Source organism: Pantoea sp. GM01 (assembly GCF_000282675.1).
In the GTDB taxonomy this organism is placed as follows: Bacteria; Pseudomonadota; Gammaproteobacteria; order Enterobacterales; family Enterobacteriaceae; genus Pantoea; species Pantoea nemavictus.
This window is the reverse complement of record NZ_AKIU01000096.1, coordinates 1-25,718: the sequence shown is the minus strand read 5'-3', so window position 1 is coordinate 25,718 and position 25,718 is coordinate 1. Positions and strand designations below refer to the sequence as shown.

Annotated in this window: 23 protein-coding genes; 8 read left to right on the top strand and 15 right to left on the bottom strand. The window is 53.5% G+C overall.

Annotated elements, in window-relative coordinates; genetic code table 11:
* Window positions 1-19: 19 nt before the first annotated feature.
* The 9 genes from bamA to rpsB all read right to left on the bottom strand — a co-directional run bounded on the left by bamA (window position 20) and on the right by rpsB (window position 10,295).
* Window positions 20-2,431, bottom strand: coding sequence for an outer membrane protein assembly factor BamA (bamA, locus tag PMI17_RS24040; RefSeq protein ID WP_007893918.1), 2,412 nt, complete (start codon window positions 2,429-2,431; stop codon window positions 20-22).
* 51 nt (window positions 2,432-2,482) lie between these two features.
* Window positions 2,483-3,832, bottom strand: a complete 1,350-nt coding sequence (gene rseP, locus PMI17_RS24035) for a sigma E protease regulator RseP (RefSeq protein ID WP_007893916.1) — start codon at window positions 3,830-3,832, stop codon at window positions 2,483-2,485.
* A 12-nt stretch (window positions 3,833-3,844) separates the two neighbouring features.
* A complete protein-coding gene (gene cdsA, locus PMI17_RS24030; RefSeq protein ID WP_007893911.1) occupies window positions 3,845-4,702 on the bottom strand; it encodes a phosphatidate cytidylyltransferase in 858 nt (285 codons plus the stop codon).
* Between the two features lie 18 nt (window positions 4,703-4,720).
* Window positions 4,721-5,473, bottom strand: coding sequence for a (2E,6E)-farnesyl-diphosphate-specific ditrans,polycis-undecaprenyl-diphosphate synthase (ispU, locus tag PMI17_RS24025; RefSeq protein WP_007893909.1), 753 nt, complete (start codon window positions 5,471-5,473; stop codon window positions 4,721-4,723).
* 166 nt (window positions 5,474-5,639) lie between these two features.
* On the bottom strand, window positions 5,640-6,842 hold the full coding sequence (gene ispC, locus PMI17_RS24020) for a 1-deoxy-D-xylulose-5-phosphate reductoisomerase (protein ID WP_193372796.1): 1,203 nt from the start codon (window positions 6,840-6,842) through the stop codon (window positions 5,640-5,642).
* A 118-nt stretch (window positions 6,843-6,960) separates the two neighbouring features.
* Window positions 6,961-7,518: a ribosome recycling factor gene (gene frr, locus PMI17_RS24015; protein ID WP_036622239.1), complete on the bottom strand. Its 558-nt coding sequence runs from the start codon at window positions 7,516-7,518 to the stop codon at window positions 6,961-6,963.
* Window positions 7,519-7,660: 142 nt separating this feature from the next.
* The gene (gene pyrH / locus PMI17_RS24010) at window positions 7,661-8,386 is read right to left on the bottom strand and encodes a UMP kinase (protein WP_007893903.1); all 726 of its coding nucleotides are present in this window, start codon (window positions 8,384-8,386) and stop codon (window positions 7,661-7,663) included.
* A 155-nt stretch (window positions 8,387-8,541) separates the two neighbouring features.
* Window positions 8,542-9,393, bottom strand: coding sequence for a translation elongation factor Ts (gene tsf, locus PMI17_RS24005; RefSeq protein ID WP_007893899.1), 852 nt, complete (start codon window positions 9,391-9,393; stop codon window positions 8,542-8,544).
* 182 nt (window positions 9,394-9,575) lie between these two features.
* Window positions 9,576-10,295 (bottom strand): 30S ribosomal protein S2, encoded by a 720-nt coding sequence (gene rpsB, locus PMI17_RS24000; protein WP_007893898.1) that lies wholly within the window; start codon window positions 10,293-10,295, stop codon window positions 9,576-9,578.
* A gap of 318 nt (window positions 10,296-10,613) precedes the next feature.
* On the opposite strand from rpsB, the gene map reads away from it, so the two are divergent.
* The 4 genes from map to PMI17_RS23980 all read left to right on the top strand — a co-directional run bounded on the left by map (window position 10,614) and on the right by PMI17_RS23980 (window position 15,825).
* On the top strand, window positions 10,614-11,408 hold the full coding sequence (map, locus tag PMI17_RS23995; protein WP_007893897.1) for a type I methionyl aminopeptidase: 795 nt from the start codon (window positions 10,614-10,616) through the stop codon (window positions 11,406-11,408).
* A 70-nt stretch (window positions 11,409-11,478) separates the two neighbouring features.
* Window positions 11,479-14,133, top strand: coding sequence for a bifunctional uridylyltransferase/uridylyl-removing protein GlnD (gene glnD / locus PMI17_RS23990; RefSeq protein WP_007893896.1), 2,655 nt, complete (start codon window positions 11,479-11,481; stop codon window positions 14,131-14,133).
* 184 nt (window positions 14,134-14,317) lie between these two features.
* Window positions 14,318-15,142 (top strand): 2,3,4,5-tetrahydropyridine-2,6-dicarboxylate N-succinyltransferase, encoded by an 825-nt coding sequence (dapD, locus tag PMI17_RS23985; protein ID WP_007893895.1) that lies wholly within the window; start codon window positions 14,318-14,320, stop codon window positions 15,140-15,142.
* 290 nt (window positions 15,143-15,432) lie between these two features.
* Window positions 15,433-15,825, top strand: a complete 393-nt coding sequence (locus PMI17_RS23980; protein ID WP_007893894.1) for a DUF3461 family protein — start codon at window positions 15,433-15,435, stop codon at window positions 15,823-15,825.
* A 47-nt stretch (window positions 15,826-15,872) separates the two neighbouring features.
* Here the strand turns inward: PMI17_RS23980 and PMI17_RS23975 are convergent, their stop codons facing one another.
* The 4 genes from PMI17_RS23975 to dgt form a co-directional block, all read right to left on the bottom strand.
* On the bottom strand, window positions 15,873-17,093 hold the full coding sequence (locus tag PMI17_RS23975) for an alginate lyase family protein (protein ID WP_007893893.1): 1,221 nt from the start codon (window positions 17,091-17,093) through the stop codon (window positions 15,873-15,875).
* Window positions 17,093-18,250 carry a CdaR family transcriptional regulator gene (locus PMI17_RS23970; protein WP_007893890.1) on the bottom strand — a complete coding sequence of 386 codons (1,158 nt, stop codon included), beginning with the start codon at window positions 18,248-18,250 and terminating at the stop codon, window positions 17,093-17,095. Before PMI17_RS23970 ends, PMI17_RS23975 begins: the two co-directional genes overlap by 1 nt.
* Before the next feature lie 184 nt (window positions 18,251-18,434).
* Window positions 18,435-19,877, bottom strand: a complete 1,443-nt coding sequence (degP, locus tag PMI17_RS23965; protein ID WP_007893889.1) for a serine endoprotease DegP — start codon at window positions 19,875-19,877, stop codon at window positions 18,435-18,437.
* Window positions 19,878-20,013: 136 nt separating this feature from the next.
* Window positions 20,014-21,507, bottom strand: a complete 1,494-nt coding sequence (gene dgt, locus PMI17_RS23960; protein ID WP_007893888.1) for a dGTPase — start codon at window positions 21,505-21,507, stop codon at window positions 20,014-20,016.
* Between the two features lie 97 nt (window positions 21,508-21,604).
* Between dgt and mtnN the strand changes: the two genes are divergently transcribed.
* The 3 genes from mtnN (at window position 21,605) to PMI17_RS23945 (ending at window position 23,464) form a co-directional block, all read left to right on the top strand.
* On the top strand, window positions 21,605-22,303 hold the full coding sequence (mtnN, locus tag PMI17_RS23955; protein ID WP_007893887.1) for a 5'-methylthioadenosine/S-adenosylhomocysteine nucleosidase: 699 nt from the start codon (window positions 21,605-21,607) through the stop codon (window positions 22,301-22,303).
* The gene (gene btuF / locus PMI17_RS23950; protein WP_007893886.1) at window positions 22,296-23,105 is read left to right on the top strand and encodes a vitamin B12 ABC transporter substrate-binding protein BtuF; all 810 of its coding nucleotides are present in this window, start codon (window positions 22,296-22,298) and stop codon (window positions 23,103-23,105) included. The genes mtnN and btuF overlap by 8 nt, the downstream gene beginning before the upstream one ends.
* A 107-nt stretch (window positions 23,106-23,212) precedes the next feature.
* Complete coding sequence (locus PMI17_RS23945; RefSeq protein ID WP_007893885.1) at window positions 23,213-23,464, top strand: hypothetical protein; 252 nt, start codon at window positions 23,213-23,215, stop codon at window positions 23,462-23,464.
* A gap of 35 nt (window positions 23,465-23,499) precedes the next feature.
* Here PMI17_RS23945 and erpA read toward each other — a convergent pair whose 3' ends face one another.
* Window positions 23,500-23,847 (bottom strand): iron-sulfur cluster insertion protein ErpA, encoded by a 348-nt coding sequence (gene erpA, locus PMI17_RS23940; RefSeq protein WP_007893884.1) that lies wholly within the window; start codon window positions 23,845-23,847, stop codon window positions 23,500-23,502.
* 200 nt (window positions 23,848-24,047) lie between these two features.
* Between erpA and hemL the strand changes: the two genes are divergently transcribed.
* Window positions 24,048-25,328, top strand: a complete 1,281-nt coding sequence (hemL, locus tag PMI17_RS23935; RefSeq protein ID WP_007893883.1) for a glutamate-1-semialdehyde 2,1-aminomutase — start codon at window positions 24,048-24,050, stop codon at window positions 25,326-25,328.
* Window positions 25,329-25,358: 30 nt separating this feature from the next.
* Here the strand turns inward: hemL and PMI17_RS23930 are convergent.
* Window positions 25,359-25,718: iron chelate uptake ABC transporter family permease subunit (locus tag PMI17_RS23930; protein ID WP_007893882.1), on the bottom strand; the 360-nt coding region annotated here is incomplete at its 5' end.

Below are 25,718 nucleotides of genomic sequence, written 5' to 3'. Positions count from 1 at the left end.
CACTTCCTTGTTCAGAGCCTTACCAGGTTTTACCGATGTTAAACTGGAATTGCTCTGACTTGTCTCCCTCGACTTTCTTCATCGGCTGGGCGTATGAGAATACCAACGGTCCTAATGGTGACATCCACTGCAGTGCCACACCGGCAGAGACGCGAATGTTGTTAGGATCGCTGTAGTCCGGCACACCCGCCGCACGTGTTTCTGCGGTGTTCTGCCATTTGGTATCCCAAACGGTACCGGCATCCATAAACACCGAGGTACGCACAGAGTTTGCATACTTTTCGCTCAGGAACGGCGTAGGCGTAATCAGCTCAAGGCTGGCAATCGCCATAGCATTACCCCCTACCGCATCATCTGACTTACAAACCCCGTTCGGGTTGGTCAGATTACAGGTAGATGAGCCATCGTTCAGATACGCAGCTTTAGGACCAATGGTATTGGACTGGAAGCCACGAACCGTGCTTGAACCACCGCCGTAGAAGTTCTCATAGAACGGCATCTCTTTACCATTAAGTCCGTCACCATATCCAACACGACCACGACCTAATACCACCCACGTACCATCGCGGTTCAGCGGCACATATTGCTGGCTATCTAATGTCGCTTTATAGAACGCGTTATCAGAGCCCGGAATGGTCACTTTACCGTTCAGGTTGGTACGGTTACCGCGCGTTGGGAAGAAGCCGCGGTCTAAGGTGTTATACGTCCAGCCATAGTTGAAGGTGAAATCATCTGCGGAGAAATCGCCGTCATCATTCAGGCCCTGATGACGCCCCACCGAATCAAGATAACGCCACATAGCAATCTGTGGACGCATGTTGGACAGGTCGTTATGTACGTATCCTAAACCAACACGCAGCGTGTTATTTTCATTGACCGGGAAGCCCAGCGTTCCATCGAGACCATAACTTTTGTTGGTATAGTCGGACAGATCCGCGTCATCAGCTTTAAAATCGTTGTAGAACAAACGACCGCCAAGGCTCACACCATCAACCGTAAAGTACGGATCGGTCATGGAGAGCTCAGCATAGGTCTGGTAATCATTTTTGGTACCGCTGATGCCAACGGTGTTACCGGTGCCGAGCCAGTTTTCCTGAGTCACGCCAACCTGGAAACTCACTCCACTTTCGGTACCGTAACCGACACCAAAGTTGAAGGTACCGGTGTTACGCTCTTTCACCTTGTAAACCACATCAACCTGGTCTGGTGCACCCGCAACGCGCTGTGTATCAACGTCAACGGTTTCGAAGTAACCCGTACGATTCAGACGCTCTTTACCTTGATCAACGAGGTCGCTGCCCAACCAGGCACCTTCCATCTGACGCATTTCACGGCGCAGTACTGAATCTTTCGATGTGTCGTTGCCTTCGAAGCGTACCTTACGCACGTAATAACGGTTGCCCGCATCAACGTTGATATGCAGCTTGACGGTTTTGTCAGCATCGTTGATTTCAGGTTGTGTCACGACACGCGGATAGGCGTAGCCATAACGACCCAGCAATTTCTTGATGTCATCTTCCATCTGGGTAACTTTGGTGCCGTTGTACAGCTCACCCGATGGAATTCTGGTCATCTTTTCGATTTCCGCAGAATGGCCCGCCATGCTGCCGTTCACAATTACGCCGGCAATCTTGTACTGATCGCCTTCGTTAATGTTCACGGTGATGTAGATGCCTTTCTTATCTGGCGTCAGGCTCACCTGCGTGGAATCGATATTGAAACGCGCATAACCGCGATCCAAATAGAAGCTGCGCAGGGTTTCGAGATCGCCCGCTAATTTTTGCTTCTGATATTTACGATCGCCCACCACGTTCCACCACGGCACTTCATCACGCAGTGAGAAGCGTGAGATCAGTTCGTCAGAGCTAAAAGCTTTATTGCCGACGATATTGATCTGTTGAATCTGCGCAGAAACGCCTTCCTGGAAGACGAACTTCAGGTCAACACGGTTACGTGGCAGCGGCGTAGCAATCGCTTTGACGCTGGCGGTGTATTTACCGACGCTGTAGTAGAAATCTTCCAGACCCTTTTCGATTGAAGAGAGCGTAGTGCGATCCAGCGCTTCGCCAACGCGCACGCCAGAAGCCTCGAGGTTCTGTTTCAGCTGATCTTCTTTCACCGCTTTGTTACCGGAGAAAGTGATGTTGGCAATGGTTGGACGCTCTTTCACCTGAACAATCAGGGTTGTCCCGTCACGCAGAACCTGCACATCTTCAAAGTTACCGGTGGCAAACAGTGAGCGAATGGTGTTTCTGACATCATCATCATTCACCGTATCACCGACACGTACCGGCATGCTGAGCAGAGCCGCGCCGACGGCGACTCGTTGTAGACCTTCGAAATGAATGTCCTTCACTACGAAATCGTCTGCACCGTAAACGGTGGCGCTGCTAAACAGCAGCGACGCTATGAGCAACTTTTTCATCGCCATCGTTGTTATGCGTTTTCCTAACACATCCCGCACCTGTATGCGTTCCAGCTATTACAGACGAGAGAAATCATTGAAAAGTGCAAGCCCCATTAACAGCACCAGCAAGATTGAGCCAATGCGATAACTAAAGTCCTGAACTCGCTCGGACACCGGTCTACCTTTGATCTTTTCGATCGCCAGAAAGAGCAGATGACCACCATCTAAAACCGGCAGAGGGAACAGGTTAATGATGCCCAGGTTGACGCTGATTAGCGCCAGGAACATCAGGTAATAAATCACCCCGTACTCTGCTGATAACCCGGCACCTTGCGCAATCGAAATCGGCCCGCTCAGGTTATTCAGCTTCACATCCCCGGTTATCAACTTGCCCAACATGGAAACTGTTAGCTTCATCAACTGCCAGGTTTTCACACTGGCTTCGCCGATAGCCGCAAAGGGCCCATATTGCCTTACCGTTTTGTACTCATCAGGCAGTGGAATTACGCGCGGTATAACACCCGCGAAGCCTTCCGCTTCATTGCCCGGTTTCGCTTCCGGCGTGAGCGATAACGCCACAGGTTCGCCGTTGCGCTCAATATCTAGCGCCATGTTTTTGCCCGGGTTATCCCGCACCTGCGCCGCAAAAGTCTGCCACTGTGTTAATGGCTGACCATCGACTTTAACGATCCTATCGCCCGCTTGCAAACCAGCATTGCTTGCCGGCGAGTTTGCCTGAACGTCAGCTAAGGTCGTTTCAATCTGCGGCCCACGTGGACGAATACCTAAAGCGACCACCGGATCCTGTTTATCAGGCTCAAATTGCCATTCGCGCAAATTTAATTGCTTTTGCTGCGTAGCTTCTTCGCCAAATTGCGAAACAGTAAGCGTGGCATCGCTGTCACCGATTTTACCGACCAGCGCCATACGCACAGCATCCCAATCAGGCGTTTCGATACCATCTACCGCTTTAAGTTCCATGCCGGAGGTAATTTGCGCTTCAGCAGCGACGGAACCGTTCAGAATTTCGCCAACCACCGGACGTACGCCCGGTACGCCGTGGATAAACACCACCCAGTAGGCAAATATGGCAAAGATGAAGTTGGCGATAGGACCGGCTGCAATAATGGAAGCACGCTGCAGCACGGTTTTATTGTTGAAGGCTTGATGACGCAGTTCAGCGGGAACGCTCTCAACGCGTTCATCGAGCATTTTAACGTAGCCACCGAGAGGAATCAGCGCGATGACATATTCGGTGCCCTGACGGTCGGTGCGCTGCCATAGCGCCTTACCAAAGCCAATGGAGAAACGTTCGACTTTGACACCGCAACAGCGAGCGACCCAAAAATGACCAAATTCGTGCACGGTAATCAGCACGCCCAGCGCCACGATAAAGGCGACAAAACTCCAGAGTATACTCAACATCGTCGGCGATCCTCAGAGGGTTTGGAACACCAGCAGCAGCAGGCAGGCAAATACCGGCACCGCAGCTGTCAGACTATCAATACGATCGAGAATACCACCGTGCCCTGGAATCAAGTTACCGCTGTCTTTAATGCCTGCCTCACGTTTGAACATACTCTCTGTGAGGTCACCGAGTACTGATGCGAGTGTCGCAATGACCGCACAGATAATCAGTGTGCCTGGCGCAACCGAAAGCGGTGCCAATAGCGCAAACAGCCAGGCAATGATGGCAGACGACAGCAGCCCACCAAAGAAACCTTCCCAGGTTTTACCCGGAGAAACTTTCGGAGCCAGTTTGTGTTTACCAAACAGACGGCCAAACATATAAGCACCAGAGTCTGCGCCCCAGACGAGGAACATCACGAACAGTAGCCACCACGCACCCGCGAAGTGGTCGGTATCGTAATGGTATTGACGCAGCGCCATCATGCCCCAGAAAAACGGAATGACGGTGAGAAGGCCAAACACCAGACGCAGCGTACGCGAATTACGCCACAGCGCAGCCGAAGCAGGATAGAACAGCACTAAAAATAGCGCGACAATCCACCATCCCAGCGATGCCCAGAGCGAGCCTTCCATCTGGAATTGATGCAGATTGCGTTGATAGGGTTGCAGGGTGAAGAGCATCGCGGACAGTAACAAACCGCATAGCACGGCCAGCCAGATACGTTGCTGGCGCGTTTTCATGCCCGCAAACTGCCCCCATTCCCAGGCGGCAAGCATGCAGATGATGATAGTGGTGATCGCAAAACCGGACAGTGGTAACCAGAACAGTGCAGCGATCACCAGCGGAATCAAAATTAACGCGGTAATCAGACGAGACTTCAGCAAAGGTTACCCCCAAATTGCTTAGGCGCCGCCTGGTGCAGTACCGCCATAGCGTCGCTCCCGCGTAGAGAATGCATTCAGTGCACCTTCAAAAACGTTTTCATCAAAATCAGGCCAAAGAACATCGGTAAACCAAAACTCAGCATAGGCGATTTGCCACAGCAGGAAGTTGCTAATCCGATGCTCTCCCCCGGTCCTTATCACTAAATCCACTGGCGCCAGCTCCTGCATACACAGATACGGAGCCAGGCTTTCTTCGGTAATCTGGTCAGGACGCAGTAAACCTTCCTGAACCTGTTCGGCCAATTTTCTGGCACCCTGGATAATATCCCAACGGCCGCCATAGTTGGCAGCAATGTTGAGGGTCAGTCCATTATTTTGCTGAGTCAGTTCCTCGGCGCGGCGAATGCGTTCCTGAATACGGTTATTGAAACGGCTGATATCACCAATAATGCGCAGACGCACATTGTGCTTGTGCAGGCTTTTAACTTCGCTGTCGAGCGCCCAGACAAACAACTCCATTAATGCTGTCACTTCCTGAATGGGTCGGCTCCAGTTTTCACTGCTGAACGCATAAAGCGTGAGCGCTTCCAGTTTGTGGCTGACCGCAAAGCTGACAGCCCGGCGTACTGATTTTACCCCGGCTTTGTGGCCTGAAATACGCAGTTTGCCCTGATTTTTTGCCCAGCGACCATTACCATCCATAATGATGGCCACGTGACGTGGCGTACAGTACGACTCGTCATCGATTGTATTGTGATTGTTGGACGACATAACGCGTAATAATTCCTTTCATCAGAAATGCTGTGGTTTCTGAATACATTGCGCCTGCAGCAAACTCCGGCAAACACGCCAGATGACATCGAAACAATGTCGGGCTGTGAAACGCGAGCGAGCGACTATACCATTTTCACCCAGAGCGAACAAATAGCGGGAACTATCAACCTGCTAAACGAAAGCGTGGCAACAATTCTCTGGCACGAACTCGCGCTAATCGGTCGATCTCCATCACTTCGTCAATGCTGCCCGGCTCCTGACACTTCAGGGAGGACAGCACTTCGCTGTTGATGGCGGCGATATCGGTAAAGCGAATCTGATGCTGCAGAAAAGCCTCAACCGCCACTTCATTCGCTGCATTAAGCGTCGTAGTGGCGGCCTGGCCTGCTGCGCAGGCATCAATTGCGAGCTTCAGGCAGGGATAGCGCTCGTAGTCCGGCTCGGCAAACGTCAGCGACTTCATGCGAGTGAAGTCGAGCGGCGTCACGCCCGCAGAGATACGTGCTGGCCATGCCATGCTGTGCGCTATTGGCGTTCGCATATCCGGTGAACCCAGTTGCGCCAGTACACTGCCGTCGCAATAACGCACCATCGAATGGATGACGGACTGCGGATGCAGGATCACCTCCATCTGCGCGTCGGTCGCATTAAACAGCCAGCGGGCTTCAATGTATTCAAGACCTTTATTCATCATGGTGGCCGAATCAACGGAGATTTTACGTCCCATTGACCAGTTCGGATGCGCACATGCTTGATCCGGCGACATAGCGGCTAAATCCGCTAATGGCGTGTCACGAAAAGGACCACCCGATCCCGTAAGGAGAATCGACTCGATGCCGTTCCCCTGCAGATCAGCGTACCCCAACTGATGCTGTATGGAAGCGGGTAAACTCTGAAAAATGGCATTGTGCTCGCTGTCGACCGGCAGCAATTGCGCCTGATGTTGACGTACAGCCTCCATAAACAGACGGCCGCATGTGACAAGCGATTCTTTGTTAGCGAGCAGCACCGTTTTACCCGCACGAATCGCCGCCAAAGTGGGCTGCAAGCCGGAGGCGCCGACAATCGCCGCCATTACCTGATCCACCTCATCCAACGCGGCCAGTTCGCAGGCTGCCTGAACGCCGGAGAGCACTTCGGTATTAACGTTGAGTGCTTTCAGTCGCTCACGCAGCGCCTGAGCGGATGTCTCGTCGGACATCGCAGCATAGCGTGGCTGGAATTGCTGGCACTGTTCAGCCATCAGCGCAACGTTTTGGCCGGCAACCAGCGCAGTCACTTGATAAAGTTCAGGATTCGCGGCAATTACCGCCAACGTACTGGTGCCAATCGAGCCGGTAGATCCCAGCAGAGTTAATCGCTTCATCATGCTATCCCTGTGAAGTCATGAATCGTTCCCGCAACGGCGCCGGGCACAATGTAAAACGCCGCCAGAGTCGACTATCTCTCGTCTCTGAACGGCGTTTTAAAAGTAAATGATGGAATTAGAAGTCCATCAGTTCCTTTTCTTTGTCGGCCAATGCCGCATCAACACTCTTGATGTGCGCATCAGTCATTTTCTGGATTTCGTCCTGCGAACGACGTTCGTCGTCTTCGCTGATCTCTTTGTCTTTCAGCAGCGCTTTGATCTTGTCGTTGGCATCACGGCGGACGTTACGCACAGAGACACGGCCCTGCTCAGCTTCGCCACGTACGATCTTGATCAGGTCTTTACGACGCTCTTCGGTTAACGCTGGCAACGGCACACGAATATCGGTACCGGCCGAGCTTGGGTTCAGACCCAGATCAGACGTCATGATCGCTTTCTCAACCGCAGCGCTCAGCGAGCGATCAAATACGTTGATTTTCAACGTACGTGAATCCTCTACCGTCACGTTAGCCACCTGACGCAGCGGCGTAGGTGTACCGTAGTAAGGAACCATAATGCCGTCGAGCAGTGAAGGCGAAGCACGACCAGTGCGCACTTTGCTGATGTTGTTTTTGAATGCATCCACACACTTTTCCATGCGCGTGTCTGCATCTTTTTTAATGTCGTTAATCACGTTGAAACCCTTGAATTCGGTTGACCTGGCCATTTCCGGGCTAACCGGAAGCGGTATCGATAAACATCGATCATCCTAATTGCTGCGCGATGACAGCGCATCGCGGCAAAAGAATATACCTTATTTTAACCTGCGTCGGGTATTAATGCGTAATCAGGGTGCCTTCTTTTTCACCCATCACTACGCGACGCAGTGCGCCAGGCTTATTCATATTGAAGACGCGGATAGGCAGTTTATGGTCGCGTGCCAGCGTGAAGGCCGCGAGATCCATCACTTTAAGCTCTTTATCCAGCACTTCTGCATAGCTCAGCTGATCATACAGCGTTGCATCCGGGTTTTTCACCGGATCTTCAGAGTAGACGCCGTCTACTTTGGTGGCTTTCAGTACCACGTCGGCTTCAATTTCGATGCCGCGCAGACAGGCTGCAGAGTCGGTGGTAAAGAACGGGTTGCCAGTACCGGCCGCAAAGATGACGACGCGGTTATTACGCAGCAGACTGATCGCTTCTGCCCAGCTGTAGTTGTCGCACACGCCATTCAGCGGAATCGCTGACATCAAACGCGCATTGACATACGCACGGTGCAGCGCATCACGCATTGCCAGGCCATTCATCACCGTCGCCAGCATGCCCATATGGTCGCCGACCACACGGTTCATCCCGGCCTGGGCCAGACCTGCGCCGCGGAACAGGTTACCGCCACCAATAACCACACCCACCTGGATGCCCAGTTCAACCAGCTCTTTCACCTCTTGCGCCATGCGGTCAAGCACGCTCGCGTCGATGCCAAAACCTTCGGCACCTTGCAGTGCTTCGCCACTCAGTTTTAGCAGGATACGTTGATATACAGGTTTTGCGTTGGTCGCCATGGTCGATTCTTCCTGGAAGATATGATGAAAAGGAGAAGTAAAATCTGATCGATCATCCGCTTAGCAAGCAAGAAAAGCTATTGGGATGAGACTGAAAAGTGCTGCACTAAATTGCAGACAAAAAAGAACCGCCTTGTGGCGGTTCTTTCGGACCATTAAGACTGTTTAGACATTGCAGCAACTTCTGCTGCGAAGTCAGATTCAACTTTCTCAATGCCTTCGCCCACTTCGAAGCGGATGAAGTTGATGACGTCAGCGTTTTTCTCTTTCAACGCCTGGCCAACGGTTTTGCTTGGGTCGATAACGAAAGCCTGACCGGTCAGAGAAACTTCACCGGTGAATTTCTTCATGCGGCCTTCAACCATTTTCTCTGCGATTTCTTTTGGCTTGCCAGACTGCATGGCGATGTCCAGCTGAACCTGGTACTCTTTCTCAACCACATCTGCAGACACGTCTTCTGGCTTAACGAATTCTGGCTTGCTCGCAGCAATGTGCATAGCAATTTGCTTGCTCAGCTCTTCGTTAGCACCGGTAGTAGATACAACGACACCGATACGTGCGCCGTGCTGATAGCTGTTCAGCTCAGTGCCTTCCAGGATAGCAACACGACGGATGTTGATGTTCTCACCGATTTTCGCAACCAGCGCTACGCGTTCTTCTTCGAACTGCGCTTTCAGAACTTCCACATCGGTAACTTTGCCAGCAACAGCTGCATCCAGAACCTTGTCAGCAAACGCCTGGAAACCGCCATCTTTAGCAACGAAGTCGGTCTGGCAGTTTACTTCCAGGATCACCGCGAAGCCGTCAGCGATTTTGGTTTTGATCACGCCATCAGCAGCTACGTTGCCTGCTTTTTTAGCGGCTTTGATTGCGCCAGATTTGCGCATGTTCTCAATCGCCAGCTCGATGTCGCCGTTCGCTTCGGTCAGCGCTTTTTTGCAGTCCATCATGCCTGCGCCAGTACGCTCACGCAGTTCTTTTACCAATGCAGCGGTAATATCAGCCATTCCAGAATCCTCGATTCGTCTCTGTGTGTTCACACACTGCCAGAAACTTGTTGCGGAAAATTTACTCTGCCCCGCTCGCTCTGAAGTGAGCGTGACAGACTTAGATAAAATAAAGGGGCCTGAACGGCCCCCTTAACAGATAACATCTGATGTCTAAGGGCTCTTAGAAAGAGCGAACCTTATTAAGCTTCAGCAGCTTCTTCAGCCTGCTCAGCCAGGTCCTGTGAACGGCCTTCGCGCACGGTAGTGGCAACGGCAGTCAGGTACAGGCTTACAGCACGGATCGCATCGTCGTTACCTGGGATAACGAAGTCAACGCCGTCTGGATCAGAGTTGGTATCAACGATAGCAAATACTGGGATACCCAGGTTGTTTGCTTCTTTGATAGCGATGTGCTCGTGATCAGCGTCAACAACGAACAGTGCATCCGGCAGACCGCCCATATCTTTGATACCGCCCAGGCTGTTTTCCAGCTTGGCCAGTTCGCGAGTGCGCATCAGCGCTTCTTTCTTGGTCAGTTTGTCGAAAGTACCGTCCTGAGACTGAGACTCAAGATCTTTCAGGCGTTTGATTGACTGACGAACGGTTTTCCAGTTAGTCAGCATGCCACCCAACCAGCGGTGGTTTACGAAGAACTGGTCGCAGCTCAGAGCTGACTCTTTTACCGCTTCGGCAGCAGCGCGCTTAGTACCAACGATCAGGATCTTACCTTTACGGGAAGAGATCTTTTTCAACTCAGCCAGCGCGTCGTTGAACATTGGCACAGTCTGCTCGAGGTTGATGATGTGAACCTTGTTACGTGCGCCGAAGATGAATGGCTTCATTTTCGGGTTCCAGTAACGGGTCTGGTGACCAAAGTGAACACCAGCCTTGAGCATGTCGCGCATTGAAACAGTTGCCATGATTACCTCTAAAGTTTGATTTGGGGTTGGGCCTCCATGTATCCCATACGACCGACCTCTTTCAAGGCACCCCGGCGTATGTGTCGATACATGTGTGTTTTAGTACACATAATGAGTTTTATGCGTTTCCTGTCAGCCAAACGTCGGTGACAGAGAATCGTCGGCGCGCTTTATACCACAATGCGCAGGAATACGCCAATAGTAGTTAGCGGCAGCAGGCGCAGACAATCGCCATTTGGCAGCCCATTTGCTGGCTGCTAACATGATCGCCACAGAACTCATTATTGTCGAAAATTTCGACGATTGCGGATTAATTTAATGGCTATTTCAATTAAAACCCCTGAAGAAATCGAAAAAATGCGCGTCGCCGGCCGTCTTGCCGCTGAAGTGCTGGAAATGATCGCACCGCACGTGGTGCCTGGTGTCACCACTGGTGAACTCGACCGCCTCTGCCACGAACACATTACGCAGAAGCAACAGGCGATTTCTGCCTGCCTTGGTTATCACGGCTTCCCGAAATCAGTATGTATTTCGGTGAATGAAGTGGTTTGTCACGGTATCCCAAGCGACGATCGTGTGTTGAAAGAGGGCGACGTGGTTAACGTGGATGTCACGGTGATCAAAGATGAGTACCACGGTGATACCTCTAAAATGTTCATCGTCGGGAAACCTACCATTCAGGGCGAACGCCTATGTCGCGTCACTCAGGAAAGCCTGTACATCGCGCTGCGCCTGGTGAAACCGGGCATTCGTCTGCGTGAGCTAGGTCGGGCGATTCAGCAGTATGTGGAAGCGCAGGATTTCTCGGTGGTGCGCGAATATTGCGGTCACGGTATCGGCAAAGGCTTCCATGAAGAGCCGCAGGTGCTGCATTACGACGCTGACGACAGCGGCGTGGTGCTGCAAGCAGGTATGACATTCACCGTTGAGCCGATGGTCAATGCCGGTGATTACCGCATCCGCACCATGAAGGATGGCTGGACCGTGAAAACCAAAGATCGCAGCTTGTCCGCGCAGTATGAGCATACTATTGTGGTGACAGAAAACGGCTGTGAGATTCTGACGCTGCGTGAAGACGACACCATTCCAGCGGTGCTCGAAAACGTCGCGTAATTATCTCCCTGACAGTACCAGGCCGGCTTATAGCTGGCCTTTTTTATGTGCGTAATGATGAGGCATGTTGATGAGTGGTAGCGTGACCGAAGCAGTACACAAAGGCCTGACCGATTCTCCCGCCAGCTGGCCCGATGAAGCCCTGACGCGCGACAAGCTCAAACAGTATCTTGAGCAGTTTCACCAGCATCTCGGCATCGCGTTTGATGCGGGCACCGATATCGAATCATTGATTGATGCGCGCACATTGTTTATCGACCGCCTATTACGTCGCTTGTGGCGCTTTTTTGGTTTTGACCAGCTGAAAGAGATCGCGCTGGTTGCCGTAGGCGGCTACGGTCGCGGCGAACTGCATCCGCTCTCGGATATCGATGTGCTGATCCTCAGTCGCCAGCCGCTGGACGAAGCCGCCGCGCAGCGCACCAGCGAGCTGTTAACACTGATGTGGGATCTGAAGCTGGAAGTCGGTCACAGCGTGCGTACGCTGGAAGAGTGTTTGCTGGAAGGCTTATCCGATCTGACTGTCGCGACCAACCTGATCGAATCACGCATGCTAACGGGTGACGTGGCGCTGTTTCTCGAACTGCAAAAGAACATCTTCAGCGATGGTTTCTGGCCGTCGTCACGCTTCTTCGCCGCGAAAATCGAAGAGCAGCAGGAACGGCATCAGCGCTATCACGGCACCAGCTACAATCTTGAACCCGATATCAAAAGCAGCCCCGGCGGCCTGCGCGACATTCATACGCTGCAGTGGGTAGCGCGCCGGCATTTTGGCGCCACGACCATGGATGAGATGGTCGGTTTCGGCTTTATTACCGAAGCGGAACGTAATGAAATCAATGAGTGTCAGGAATTCCTGTGGCGCATTCGTTTTGCCCTGCACTTAACGCTGCCGCGCTATGACAACCGCCTGCTGTTCGATCGCCAACTGACCGTTGCCCAGCGCCTTAACTATCTGGGCGAGGTCAACGAGCCGGTTGAGCGCATGATGAAAGACTTTTATCGCGTCACGCGTCGCATCGGCGAACTCAATCAAATGCTGCTGCAATTGTTTGATGAAGCCATTCTGGCGCTGTCGACGACGGAAAAACCGCGCGCCATTGATGATGACTTCCAAATCCGCGGTAATTTAATTGATCTGCGCGATCCCACGCTGTTTGAGCGTGAGCCGCAAGCCATCCTGCGCATGTTCTATGTGATGGTACGCAATGAAAATATCAAAGGCATTTACTCCACCACGCTGCGCCAGCTGCGCTATGCACGTCGCCACCTGAAACAGCCGCTGTGCCATATTCCTGAAGCGCGTGAAACCTTTATGGCCATTCTGCGTCATCCGGGCGCAGTCAAGCGCGCGCTGGTGCCGATGCATCGGCACAGCGTGCTGTGGGCCTATACGCCGCTGTGGGGCAATATCGTCGGCCAGATGCAGTTCGATCTGTTCCACGCTTATACCGTGGATGAACACACCATTCGCGTGCTGCAGAAGCTGGAGAGTTTTGCCGATGAAGCCACGCGCCCGATGCATCCGCTGTGCGTAGAGCTCTGGCCGCGCCTGCCGCAGCCAGAACTGTTGCTGATGGCCGCGCTGCTGCATGATATTGCCAAAGGTCGCAATGGCGATCACTCTATTCTCGGCGCGCAGGATGCGCTGGATTTCGCCGAATTACACGGCCTGAACTCACGTGAAACGCAGCTGGTTGCCTGGCTGGTGCGCCATCATCTGTTGATGTCTGTCACCGCTCAACGCCGTGACATTCAGGATCCCACCGTGATTCAGCAGTTCGCTGAAGTGATGCAGAATGAAAACCGTCTGCGTTATCTGGCGTGCCTGACGGTGTCTGATATCTGCGCCACTAACGAAAGCTTGTGGAACAGCTGGAAGCAAAGTCTGTTGCGCGAGCTGTTCTTTGCCACCGAAAAACAGCTGCGTCGCGGCATGGAAAACAGCCCGGATCTGCGCGAGCGCGTGCGCCATCATCGGCTACAAGCGTTGGCGCTGCTGCGCATGGAGAACCTCGACGAAGAGCGCCTGCACCATATCTGGAGCCGCTGCCGTGCCGACTATTTCCTGCGCCACACGCCGAATCAGCTCGCCTGGCACGCGCGTCATTTAATTCATCACGATCTCAACAAGCCGCTGGTGTTGGTTAGCCCACAGGCTACGCGCGGCGGCACCGAGATCTTTATCTGGAGCCCGGATCGCCCGCACCTGTTTGCGGCGGTGGCTGGCGAATTGGATCGTCGCAACCTCAGCGTGCATGATGCGCAAATATTTACCAGCCGCGACGGCATGGCGATGGATACCTTTATTGTGCTGGAGCCCGACGGCAGCCCGCTGGCCGCCGATCGCCATCCGCTGATCATCCAGGCGCTGGAACAGGCCATCACGCAAACCGAATGGGTGCCGCCGCGCACGCGCCGGCAGTCAGCGCGTCTCAAGCATTTCAGCGTTGATACCGAGGTCAATTTCCTGCCAACGCACACCGATCGCCGCAGCTATCTGGAGTTAGTCGCGCTCGATCAGCCCGGCTTGCTGGCGCGCGTGGGTGAAGTGTTTGCCGATCTCGGCGTGTCGCTGCACGGTGCGCGCATCAGTACAATTGGTGAGCGGGTTGAGGATCTTTTCATCCTCGCCGATAGCGAGCGACGTGCGCTGGGGGTCGAAATGCGCGATGTGTTGCAACAGAGGTTGACAGAGGCCCTTAATCCAAACGATAAACTCTAATCTCCCCGTCATCATTCAAACCGCAGGGGCGTTGGCTTTCCTCGCTCGACCTGGTCACATACTGATGTATGCTCCCAGGCTCTCGCTGCGTCGCCGCCTACCTGCAGCTTGAATGATTTAGGGGAGATATTTTAATCATGTCCGTATTTACGGACATCCGCTATGACAGAATCAGGAAATAAATATGCAACAGTTACAGAGCGTTATCGAATCTGCCTTTGAGCGCCGCGCCGACATCACGCCATCTAGCGTAGACGGTGCAACCCGTGATGCTATCAACCAGGTTATCGACCTGCTGGATAGCGGTGAACTGCGCGTTTCTGAAAAGATCAACGGAGAATGGGTAACGCATCAGTGGCTGAAGAAAGCTGTGCTGTTGTCGTTCCGCATTAACGACAACCAGGTGATGGAAGGCTCTGAAACCCGTTTCTACGACAAAGTGCCAATGAAATTTGCTGGCTGGGATGAAGCGCGCTTCAAGAACGCCGGTTTCCGTGTGGTGCCACCGGCAGCCGTGCGTCAGGGCGCATTCATCGCACGCAACACCGTGCTGATGCCGTCTTACGTCAATATCGGTGCATACGTTGATGAAGGTACCATGGTTGATACCTGGGCCACGGTCGGTTCATGTGCGCAGATCGGTAAAAACGTGCACCTGTCTGGCGGCGTGGGCATCGGTGGCGTGCTGGAACCGCTGCAGGCCAACCCAACTATCATCGAAGATAACTGCTTCATCGGTGCACGTTCAGAAATCGTTGAAGGCGTGATCGTAGAAGAAGGCTCAGTGATTTCGATGGGCGTGTACATCGGCCAGAGCACCAAAATCTTTGACCGCGAAACCGGCGAAGTACATTACGGCCGCGTACCCGCGGGTTCAGTGGTGGTTTCAGGTAACCTGCCGTCGAAAGACGGTAGCTACAGCCTGTACTGCGCAGTCATCGTGAAAAAAGTTGATGCTAAAACCCTTAGCAAAACAGGCATTAACGAACTGCTGCGCAGCATCGACTAAGTTTCTTCTGCCGCAAAACTTTCCCAACGGGCCTGTATTCAGGCCCGTAATTATTTGTTTACACTCCCGCCTGAATTGCCTGTTTCGCGCCGCGAATTAACACGTGCGTTTATTTTTCAAACAGTTCATAATCCGCGCCAGGTTAACTCCGGTCGCGCACTGTTCATCCCGGTTTTTGTGTCTACAGTTGATTAAGTATGCCGTAAGCGTTCCGGTTGCCGCGTTTCTGCTGCATCCCGAATGATGATAGTCCTGCGCGCTCACCCACTCTTAGATGGAATATAAACGCTATGTACGACAACCTGAAAAGCTTAGGTATCAGCAACCCTGACGACATCGACCGTTACAGCCTGCGTCAGGAAGCTAACAACGACATTCTTAAAATCTACTTCCGCAAAGACAAAGGTGAATTCTTTGCGAAAAGCGTGAAGTTCAAATACCCGCGTCAGCGTAAAACGGTTGTCGCCGATCACACCAGCCAGGGTTACAAAGAAGTTCAGGAAATCAGCCCGAACCTGCGTTACGTGATCGATGAGCTGGACCAGATTTGCCAGCGCGACCAGGTTGAAGTGGATCTGAAGCGTAAAATCCTGGCGGATCTGCGCCATCTGGAAAGCGTGGTCTCTAACAAGATCGCTGAAATCGAATCAGACCTCGATCAGTTGACCCGCAACAACCGTTAATTTCGCGCTTTAGATAAGAGGCCAGCTAATGCTGGCCTTTTTTATTGCTACTGATAAGGCAGCGAAAGCAGCCAGCTGTCACGCTGCGCCTGCATTACCGCGCCACGCTTGTTATTAGTCCATGTTTCCTGCGTGATCCACCGCTGATAACGCGGCTGCTGCAAGCTGTTGTCGGCCGCTGAAAGCAATGGAATCACACGTTCACTAACACGATTACGATTTTTCCACGGCCAGACTTTGCTGGCATCGCTGTACGGTGCCATCGCGTCTAGCGCATCCAGCAGCGAACCGCTTTGCTGGCGGCTATGCCATAAATCCCCCAGCCCCGCTTTTTTGGCCAACTGCGCCACTGCGGTCAGCGCCTGCAGATTGAAATAGCTGTAATGGAACGATCGCGTGCGCGCCAGCTCGGCAGGTTGGCTGCCATCGGCGCGGATTTGCAGCGCGATTTTACTGCGCGCCAGCTCAACCATCGCTTTTACCGTCTCACGATCGTCCAAATACCACGCGATCCCCGCCACCTGGGTGCAATACCAACTGCCATGATTATTCGCCGCCGCCGCTTCTTTCTGTGCTAACGGATTGTGCAGCAGCCAGTGCAGATACTCGCTGAACCACTGCTGCATCGCTTTCTCATCGGAAGGCTGCCAGCCGGGCGCGTGACGCAATAAAGTGAGCGCATCCACCACGCGCGTGGCGAAATAACGCCCGTCCAGAACGCCATCGTGGCGGCCCGTAGAACGGCCCAGAATGCCTTGCGCAAAATTAAGGTTGGGATGCATGCGGCTGGAGGGCGTAATAAACCAGTGGCGCATCATCGCCAGCGCTTTATCGGCATAGCGTTGATCGCCGGAGAAGTACCAAGCCAACACCAGCGCCTGGAAATCGGCAGTAAAGCACGCCAGCCGCACACCATCGCTCTGGTCGTTCTTGCTGGCGGGATTCACTTCCCCATCGCGGCGCTGCCATGGCAGGCCATCAGCTTTGCTGGCGTCCGGCCACCAGTAGGCGCTTAAGCTGAGATAATCCTGCTTTGAACCACTCGGTGGCAGCATACCTTTGTCGGTGACGCTGGGATTAGCATGTTTTAGCGCCCTATCCGCCTGCTGTTGCAGTTGATGCCAGGCTTCGAGCGTCGGCGGCGCAGCCTGCTGCTCAGCGAGTTGTTGTTTAACCCGTTGCAGATCGTTTAAAGAGAGAAAAGCCGGATCGTTGGCAAAACTAAGCGCGCTAAACAGCCACAACAACGCAATCCACGCCCTGGTCATTAACTCTGCTCATCCAGTTGTAGCGCCACGTACAGCAGTAGCCGATCGTCAAAGTTACCCAGATCGAGTCCGGTTAGCTCGGAAATACGGTTGAGGCGATACTCCAGCGTATTACGATGAATAAACAGCGCGCGCGCGGTCGCGCTAGGTTGCACGTTGTGGCTGAACCATGCCACCAGCGTACGCCGTAATAAACCGTTGTTATCCATACTTTTTAGTTTCGCCAGCGGGCGCGCCAGCTCATTGGCCTGCCAGCCGCCGCGTAAACTGTCGAGCAGCACCGGCAGCACCAGATCCTGATAAAAATAGCTGCGCTGATCGGGCATGCGTTGTTTACCTACCATCATGGTGGTACGCGCGGTGCGGTACGAGCGTGCAATGCTACCGGGGCCGGTAAAGTAGTTGCCAAGCGCGATGCGCATGCGCACCTGCCCGCTCTCCTTCATCCGCTGCAGCAGTTGATCCACACGCCGGCGATGATCGTCCTGATCGTAGCGACCATGCGCATTGAGCGCCGGCTTGAGCACCACCATTTCGGTCAGCGAAACAATCGCAATCAGGTTGTCGCGTTCCGGCGTAGTCAATAACGTTTGCAGCTGCTGCAGTTCTGACATAGCGCTATCGACGCCAAGTTGACCGCTATCCACTTCCACCACCGCGACCACGCGCGGCTGATTGAGATCGATGCCCAGCCGCTGCGCCCATTCGCTCAGCGCCGGCGATAAGGTTTCACTGCGCACCAGATTCAGCACCAGCTCTTCACGCAGGCGGCTGTCCTGCGCCAGCATATGCAGCAAACGCGCCTGCTCCAGCATCATTTCGGCGGTCATACACACCAACTCGCCGTAGTGGCGCAGCGTGGCCGGTTGACCGGTCAAGCCGATTACGCCGACGATATCGCCATCAATGCGCAGCGGTAAATTAATCCCGGGACGCACGCCGTGCAGATGTTTTGCCACCGCCTCGTCGATGTCCACTACGCGACCCTGCGACAGCACCAGCAGCGCGCCTTCGTGCAATTCGCCAATACGCTCACGATCGCCGCTGCCGATGATGCGACCGCGTGCATCCATCACATTGACATTACTATCAATAATTTGCATGGTGCGGGCAACAATATCCTGAGCCAGTCGCGCATCGAGATGATAGGTGGCCATCAAACACTCCGGAGGTAAGGACGAACCGACAGAATACGCATCCATTAAGGCGCTGACATTGTGCAACTGCACATAGCCAGAAGGATTATGCGAGATTTGCGGTGGACGTCACATTCAGTACCGGACATTTGCCCAGGCGTAAAAAAGGCGAGCCGAAGCTCGCCTGCCATTAACAACTGGAAACTTACTGCATCAGCAGATACAGGCTGCTATCTCCGCGCTGCACGTTCAGTGCCAGCACTGAAGGCTTGGTGTCGAGCACCTTACGCAATTCGCCGAGATTAGCCACCGCTTGCTGGTTCACACCGAGGATGACATCACCTTTCTTCAGGCCGATACGCGCCGCTGCGCTACCCGCTTTCACATTATCAACTCGCACGCCTTTCTGGCCGTTTGTGTCGATATTGCTGAGATCGGCGCCTTCAATACCGGTGTAAATGGTGGCGGACTGTACCTTCTCCTGCGAGCTCTGCTGCAGTTCAACCGTGACGTTCACCGGTTTGCCCTCACGCAGCAGACCCAGCTGCAGCTTAGTGCCCACCGGCAGCGAGCCGACTTCAGCACGCAATGCCGCGAAGCTGGTCAGGGCTTTACCGTTCATTGACACCACCACGTCACCGGCCTTCACGCCAGCTTTCGCCGCGGCAGAGTTTGGCAGTACCTGGCTGACAAAGGCGCCGCGCTGCGCATCAACTTTCATCGCTTTCGCCAGTTCGGAGTTAAGCTCGGTGCCCATAATGCCCAGCTCGCCGCGTTTCACCTGACCATATTCCACCATCTGCGCGGTCAGGTTTTTCACCATTGAGCTTGGGATAGCAAAGCCGATACCGATGTTGCCGCCGTCCGGCGCCAGAATCGCGGTGTTAATACCGATCAGCTCACCGTTGAGGTTAACCAGCGCACCGCCGGAGTTACCGCGGTTAATTGCCGCATCGGTCTGGATAAAGTTTTCATAATTCTCAACGTTCAGGCCGCTTCGACCCAGCGCGGAAACGATACCTGAGGTGACCGTTTCGCCAAGACCATACGGGTTACCAATCGCCACGGTGTAATCACCGACGCGCAGGTTGTCAGAATCGGCAATCTTAATTGCGGTAAGGTTTTTTGCATCCTGCAGCTGAATCAACGCGATATCAGATTGCGGATCTTTGCCGATCACTTTGGCGTCGTAGCGACGACCATCGCTCAGCTGAACCTGAATTTTGGTGGCGTTGTCCACCACGTGGTTATTGGTAACGACATAACCTTTATCTGCATTGATCACCACGCCGGAACCCAGCGCACGGAACTGCTGTTTCTGCGCGTTGGCACCGCCCTCTGCGCCACCACCCTCACCGCCGCCGTTCTGGCACATCGGTGAGTTCTGGAACGGAGAACCGTCCTGGCAGAACGGTGAATTATCACCAAAGAATTGCTGGAACTGCTGTGGCATGCGCGGGGTTTTAACCGTGGTACTGCCTTCAACGCTGATGCTCACCACGGAAGGCATGACTTTTTCCAGCATCGGTGCCAGGCTTGGCAACTGTTGGCTCGAAGAAGACGCTGTCTCCGCTGCGAATGCACTCACAGGACCCATTGCCGCGCCGAAACTCAGCGCCAACGCCAGCATAATTGTGTTTTTTTTCATTTATCTGTGTCTCTCTAAGAAGTACGGCCAGACCATTGCTGTGGTCGTGATGATGAGATTAAGTTTTTAGCGCGAAGTTCCTAATAAAGTTTTAGGCAACGGTAAAAAATTGTTCTTCGTCTTTACAAATCCGCGCTTATTCCACCGCCATCAAACGACGATATTCATCCCAGGCATAATTGTCTGTCATTCCACTAATGTAGTCCTGAATCAAGCGCGCACGATAATAACGTTCCCACAACAAACGCTGATATTTATGCTCAACAATTAATGAACGCATGTGTTGTTGATAAGCTTTACGGTGTTTTCCGGAAAGCTTATGAAACAGACGGGTTTCAATTGGATGCTTCGCCAGGAAATCATCGTTCATTAACGTGGTAAATTGCTCATAATCCAGCAACAGCAAGGATTGATATATCTCCAGCAGCCCTTTAATCACGCGGTAGCCCTGCAACTCCAGCTGCTCGACTTCCGGATGATTAAACACCTGCTGGCGTGCAACCGTCTTAAATAAGTTCAGCAAGCGCCCTTCTTCACCGTCATCTTCCAATAATGCATGATTGAAATTGCCTTCGAAAATAGCGGGCAGATTATCGATAAAACGCCGTACCGCATGGCTAACTAATACGTTCTGCACATTAACCCGCAGCGACATAAAGAATTGATCGCTGATACTGCGACGCTTTTTCTGATTGGCCTCTTTCCACGCATCACCGATGGTGCGGCTGAAGACATCACCGTTTTTGACCGTCCCCCAGGCCTCGAGCAAATGCTTATACAGCGTTTCAACATGGAAGATATCTTTTTCCACCGCGTCATCAAGATCGGCGATGCAATAAGAGATATCATCGGCGGCTTCCATTATCCAGGTCAGCGGAAAACGATGATGCTCTTTAATATTTGTCGCGTCACGTAACTCGGCAACATATTCGCGTTCGGATAAGTAGAAACCCGGTTTCTTCATTAACACGCTAAACTCAGCCGGTTTATCACCTTGCCACCACGCTGGTGCGGTATATTTCAAAATACAGGCAACCTGCGCGTAGCTGAGATTAAGTTGCAGCAGCGTATGCACCAGGCGAATCGCTTGCGCATTGCCTTCAAAGTGGCATAAATCCTGGCGGATCATGGCATTTAATTGGTCGAATGCTGAGCGTGCAATATCGTCGCCAACCCCCGCTACCAGCGGATCGACTAATTCAGCAGGCAGGTTATCATCGAACCAATCATTGATCGCCGCTTCACCGAAATGACCAAAAGGCGGATTGCCGACATCGTGTAGCAGGCAGGCCATTTCAATCAGGCTTTCAAACGCACCTTCAAACTCATCCAGCCCATAATTGGCCAGTCCGCCGCCCTGCGTTTTCAGCGCTTGCAGAATTTCTTTAGTGATATAACGCCCGGTTTGCTGCACTTCCAGTGAATGCGTCAGACGCGAACGCACTGCGGCATTGCGTTCCAGCGGGAATACCTGAGTTTTCTGTTGCAGACGGCGAATGGCAGCGGAGTTAATAATGCGTCCACGATCGCTCTCAAAATGGCGGGTAATATAGTATTCCCCTTCGGGATCTTTGCGGCTGGTATAAGGGCGGGTGAAACTGATCTTCTTCCTGAAATTGATCGTCGCCATAATTACCCCTTATTTTTTCGTGAATTCTTCCTCAATCAGCCATGTTAGACTATGCCTCACTTTTGCGGGTTACATCCATTAAATTAGCGAGATTCTTATGAAAGTAGGCATTATTGGCGCGATGGAGCAGGAAGTTACCCTGCTGCGTGACAAAATTGAAAACCGCCAGACACTTACGCTGGCTGGCTGCGAAATTTACACCGGCACGCTAAACGGTGTTGAAGTGGCGCTGCTGAAATCAGGCATTGGCAAAGTCGCTGCCGCGCTGGGTACCACGCTGCTGCTTGAACTGTGCAAACCCGATGTGGTGATCAATACCGGTTCTGCGGGCGGATTAGCATCAACGCTGAAAGTGGGCGATATCGTGGTATCAGAAGAAGTGCGTTATCACGATGCGGATGTTACCGCCTTCGGCTATGAACCAGGCCAAATGGCCGGTTGCCCTGCTGCCTTCGCTGCAGATGACAAACTGATTGCGGCCGCCGAGCAGGTTATTAAGCAACTCGATCTCAACGCAGTGCGCGGTTTAGTGGTGAGCGGCGATGCGTTTATCAACGGTGCCGAGCCATTGGCGCGCATCCGTAGCACCTTCCCCCAGGCGATTGCGGTAGAGATGGAAGCCACGGCGATTGGCCATGTTTGCCATCAATTTAACGTGCCATTCGTGGTGGTACGCGCTATTTCTGACGTTGCCGATCAAGAGTCTCATCTCAGCTTCGATGAGTTCCTCAGCGTTGCGGCAAAACAATCTTCGCTGATGGTAGAAAACCTGCTGGCGCAGCTGGCGCGTGGCTAAACATCTTCTGCTCGGGCTATTGCTGCTGTGCAATAGCCTGTTCGCCGCCGCACCACGCGTTATCACCCTTTCACCTCATTTAACCGAGTTGGCCTTTGCTGCCGGCATTACGCCGGTCGCGGTCAGCGCTTTCTCTGATTATCCGGCGCCAGCCAGAGCGCTGGAGCAGGTAGCAAACTGGCAGGGCATCAACGTTGAACGTATTCTGCAACTCAAGCCGGATGTGGTGCTGGCGTGGCGTGGCGGTAATCCGCAACGGCAAATCGAACAGTTGCAGCGTTTCGGCCTAAAAGTTGAGTGGATTGATCCGCAAACCCTCGATCAAATGATTGATGCGCTGGCCGGATTACAGCAGTGGAGTCCGCAGCCGCAGCAGGCCATTGATGCCGCCCAGACATTACGGGCACAGGAGGTGGCGCTGCGGCAACAATATCAACACGGCGCGCCGATAGCGCTGTTTTTGCAGTTTGGCCAGCAGCCGCTGTTTACCGCTGCGCGCAACACCATGCAGAATCAGGTAATTGAGTTGTGTGGCGGAAGGAATATTTTCGCTGATAGCGCCGTTAGCTGGCCGCAGGTAAGTCGTGAGCAGGTGCTGATGCGCCATCCGCAGGCGATTGTGATCGGCGGTGACGCGACGCAGGCCATCAGCATCGCCAAATTCTGGCAGCCGCAGCTTACTGTGCCGGTGATCGCCATCAATGACGACTGGCTGAGCCGCCCCGGCCCACGCATGCTACTGGCAGCGAAACAGCTGTGTGCGAATTTACATCCGGCGAAAAATAACACCAAAAAAGATTAAAGATCCGGCAGAAATTGTCGTTGATCATAATACAAGGCGCAGCGGCCACGTATGCTCTGTGCCCATTTTAGCGCTTAGCGCAATTTTGTCTTCACCAGGAACTATTCATGACCAGAGCTCTGCTGCTGGCCATAGGGCTCGTGATCGCTGCGCCATTGAATGCGGCTACCTCAACCGGCTCTATTGCCGTCACCTTGACGTTATTCTCACGTTGCGATATTTCGCGCCAGAATGAACATACTCTGCCGAGCATTGACTGCGGACGCCACTTTAGCGCGCAACCACGTATTACCGAAAGGGTACTAAAACGCGATGCACAACGCCGCGAATCGGCGCGCTTAGTGACTATTGAGTGGTAGGAATCTGGCTACCAGAACGGCAGCCAGAAGCAGCATTAGATGCTGAAGGAAGAACCGCAACCGCAGGTGGTTTTGGCATTGGGGTTAGTTACGATAAAACGTGAACCTTCCAGACCTTCAGTGTAATCCACCGAACCGCCCACCAGATATTGCAGGCTCATTGGATCAACCACCAGCGCCACACCCTGTTTTTCGATGGTCATGTCGCCGTCATTCATTTGATCGTCAAACGTGAAGCCGTATTGGAAACCGCTGCAACCACCGCCGGTGATATAAACGCGCAGTTTCAGCTCCGGATTCTCTTCATCAGAAATCAGGTTTTTCACTTTTTTTGCTGCTGCATCAGTGAATTGCAAAGGCAGCGCTGCTAAGTCGTCACTCATCTTTTACTCCGGGTAAACGTCGAGGTCAGAAAACGACCTTAATTTCGCTATTATCTGCCAGCCGTGCAGTGCAATCAAGTATCAAGCTTGGCAGTGTGTGCCGCCGCATGCGCATGAAAGTATATACCCTAAACTTTAGCGCAAGCCGTTCTTCCCGTAGAATGGCGCCAGATTTTTTCCCGAACAGCAGGAGCAGAACCATGAGTAAGTCAGAAAACCTGTATACCGCAGCGCAACGCCTGATTCCTGGCGGTGTGAACTCCCCGGTACGTGCTTTTACCGGTGTAGGCGGTGTGCCGCTGTTCATCGAACGCGCTGACGGTGCGTATCTGTACGACGCCGACGGCAAAGGTTATATCGATTATGTCGGTTCGTGGGGCCCGATGGTGCTCGGTCATAACAATGCCACTATCCGTAATGCGGTGATTGAAGCCGCCGCACGCGGTCTGAGCTTCGGCGCTCCCACCGAGATGGAAGTGAAAATGGCCGAGCTGGTGTGCGAGCTGGTGCCAAGCATGGACATGGTGCGCATGGTGAACTCCGGCACCGAAGCCACCATGAGCGCCATTCGCCTGGCGCGCGGCTTCACCCATCGCGACAAAATCATCAAGTTTGAAGGCTGCTACCATGGTCACGCCGACTGCCTGCTGGTGAAAGCCGGTTCCGGCGCGCTGACGCTCGGCCAGCCAAACTCGCCGGGCGTACCGGCCGATTTCGCCAAACACACGCTGACCTGCACCTACAACGATTTGAGCACGGTGCGTGCTGCTTTCGAGCAATATCCAGAGGATATTGCCTGCATCATCGTTGAGCCGGTAGCGGGCAACATGAACTGTATTCCACCGCAGCCGGACTTCCTGCCAGGCCTGCGCGCGCTGTGTGACGAATTTGGCGCGCTGCTGATCATCGACGAAGTGATGACCGGTTTCCGCGTGGCGCTGGGCGGTGCTCAAGCCTATTACGACGTAACGCCAGACCTGACCTGCCTCGGTAAAATCATCGGCGGCGGCATGCCTGTTGGCGCCTTTGGCGGTCGTCGTGATGTGATGGATGCGCTGGCACCGACCGGCCCGGTTTATCAGGCAGGTACGCTGTCCGGTAACCCGATTGCCATGGCCGCCGGCTTTGCTTGTCTGACGCAGATTGCGCAGCCGGGTACGCACAGCACCTTGACCGACTTAACCACGCAGTTGGCAAAAGGTTTGCTGGCCGCCGCAAAGGCAGAGAACATTCCGTTGGTGATTAACCACGTTGGCGGCATGTTCGGTATTTTCTTCACCGATGCTGCTGAAGTGACCTGCTATCAGGACGTGACGCAGTGTGACGTAGAGCGCTTTAAGCGCTTCTTCCACCTGATGCTGGAAGAAGGCGTTTATCTCGCGCCTTCCGCCTTCGAAGCAGGCTTTATGTCGCTGGCGCACAGTCAGGAAGATATCCAACGCACCATCGATGCTGCACGCCGCAGCTTCGCGCAGCTGTAAATGACAAGGGCGCCAACTGGCGCCCTTTTGCTATGCCCGCCGCAGTAACCAGATAAAGTACGGTGCACCGAAGAAGGTGGCCATCAGGCCAGCTGGAATCTGATCCGGAAACGCCAGCATTCTGCCGCACCAGTCAGCGAAGATCATCAATCCCCCACCCAATAAGCCGGCCATCAACACCTGCGGTAATGCACGGCGGAAACCGAGCATGCGCACAATATGCGGCGCCATTAGTCCGACAAAACTCAGCGGCCCGATGGTTAAGGTTGCCGTGGCGGTCAGCGCTGCCGCCAGCAGCAGCAAACTTAGGCGTGAGGTGGTGAGCGCCATGCCCGCCGAACGCGCGGTAGCGCTGCCAAGCGGCAGTAGCGTTAACCAGCGGCTCCCCCG

Bases quoted from the DNA above. Each gene is read 5' to 3' on its own strand.
- bamA (WP_007893918.1), bottom strand. From the start codon at position 2,431: ATGGCGATGAAAAAGTTGCTCATAGCGTCGCTGCTGTTTAGCAGCGCC.
- rseP (WP_007893916.1), bottom strand. From the start codon at position 3,832: ATGTTGAGTATACTCTGGAGTTTTGTCGCCTTTATCGTGGCGCTGGGC.
- ispU (WP_007893909.1), bottom strand. From the start codon at position 5,473: ATGTCGTCCAACAATCACAATACAATCGATGACGAGTCGTACTGTACG.
- ispC (WP_193372796.1), bottom strand. From the start codon at position 6,842: ATGAAGCGATTAACTCTGCTGGGATCTACCGGCTCGATTGGCACCAGT.
- pyrH (WP_007893903.1), bottom strand. From the start codon at position 8,386: ATGGCGACCAACGCAAAACCTGTATATCAACGTATCCTGCTAAAACTG.
- tsf (WP_007893899.1), bottom strand. From the start codon at position 9,393: ATGGCTGATATTACCGCTGCATTGGTAAAAGAACTGCGTGAGCGTACT.
- rpsB (WP_007893898.1), bottom strand. From the start codon at position 10,295: ATGGCAACTGTTTCAATGCGCGACATGCTCAAGGCTGGTGTTCACTTT.
- map (WP_007893897.1), top strand. From the start codon at position 10,614: ATGGCTATTTCAATTAAAACCCCTGAAGAAATCGAAAAAATGCGCGTC.
- glnD (WP_007893896.1), top strand. From the start codon at position 11,479: ATGAGTGGTAGCGTGACCGAAGCAGTACACAAAGGCCTGACCGATTCT.
- dapD (WP_007893895.1), top strand. From the start codon at position 14,318: ATGCAACAGTTACAGAGCGTTATCGAATCTGCCTTTGAGCGCCGCGCC.
- PMI17_RS23980 (WP_007893894.1), top strand. From the start codon at position 15,433: ATGTACGACAACCTGAAAAGCTTAGGTATCAGCAACCCTGACGACATC.
- PMI17_RS23975 (WP_007893893.1), bottom strand. From the start codon at position 17,093: ATGACCAGGGCGTGGATTGCGTTGTTGTGGCTGTTTAGCGCGCTTAGT.
- PMI17_RS23970 (WP_007893890.1), bottom strand. From the start codon at position 18,250: ATGGCCACCTATCATCTCGATGCGCGACTGGCTCAGGATATTGTTGCC.
- degP (WP_007893889.1), bottom strand. From the start codon at position 19,877: ATGAAAAAAAACACAATTATGCTGGCGTTGGCGCTGAGTTTCGGCGCG.
- dgt (WP_007893888.1), bottom strand. From the start codon at position 21,507: ATGGCGACGATCAATTTCAGGAAGAAGATCAGTTTCACCCGCCCTTAT.
- mtnN (WP_007893887.1), top strand. From the start codon at position 21,605: ATGAAAGTAGGCATTATTGGCGCGATGGAGCAGGAAGTTACCCTGCTG.
- PMI17_RS23945 (WP_007893885.1), top strand. From the start codon at position 23,213: ATGACCAGAGCTCTGCTGCTGGCCATAGGGCTCGTGATCGCTGCGCCA.
- erpA (WP_007893884.1), bottom strand. From the start codon at position 23,847: ATGAGTGACGACTTAGCAGCGCTGCCTTTGCAATTCACTGATGCAGCA.
- hemL (WP_007893883.1), top strand. From the start codon at position 24,048: ATGAGTAAGTCAGAAAACCTGTATACCGCAGCGCAACGCCTGATTCCT.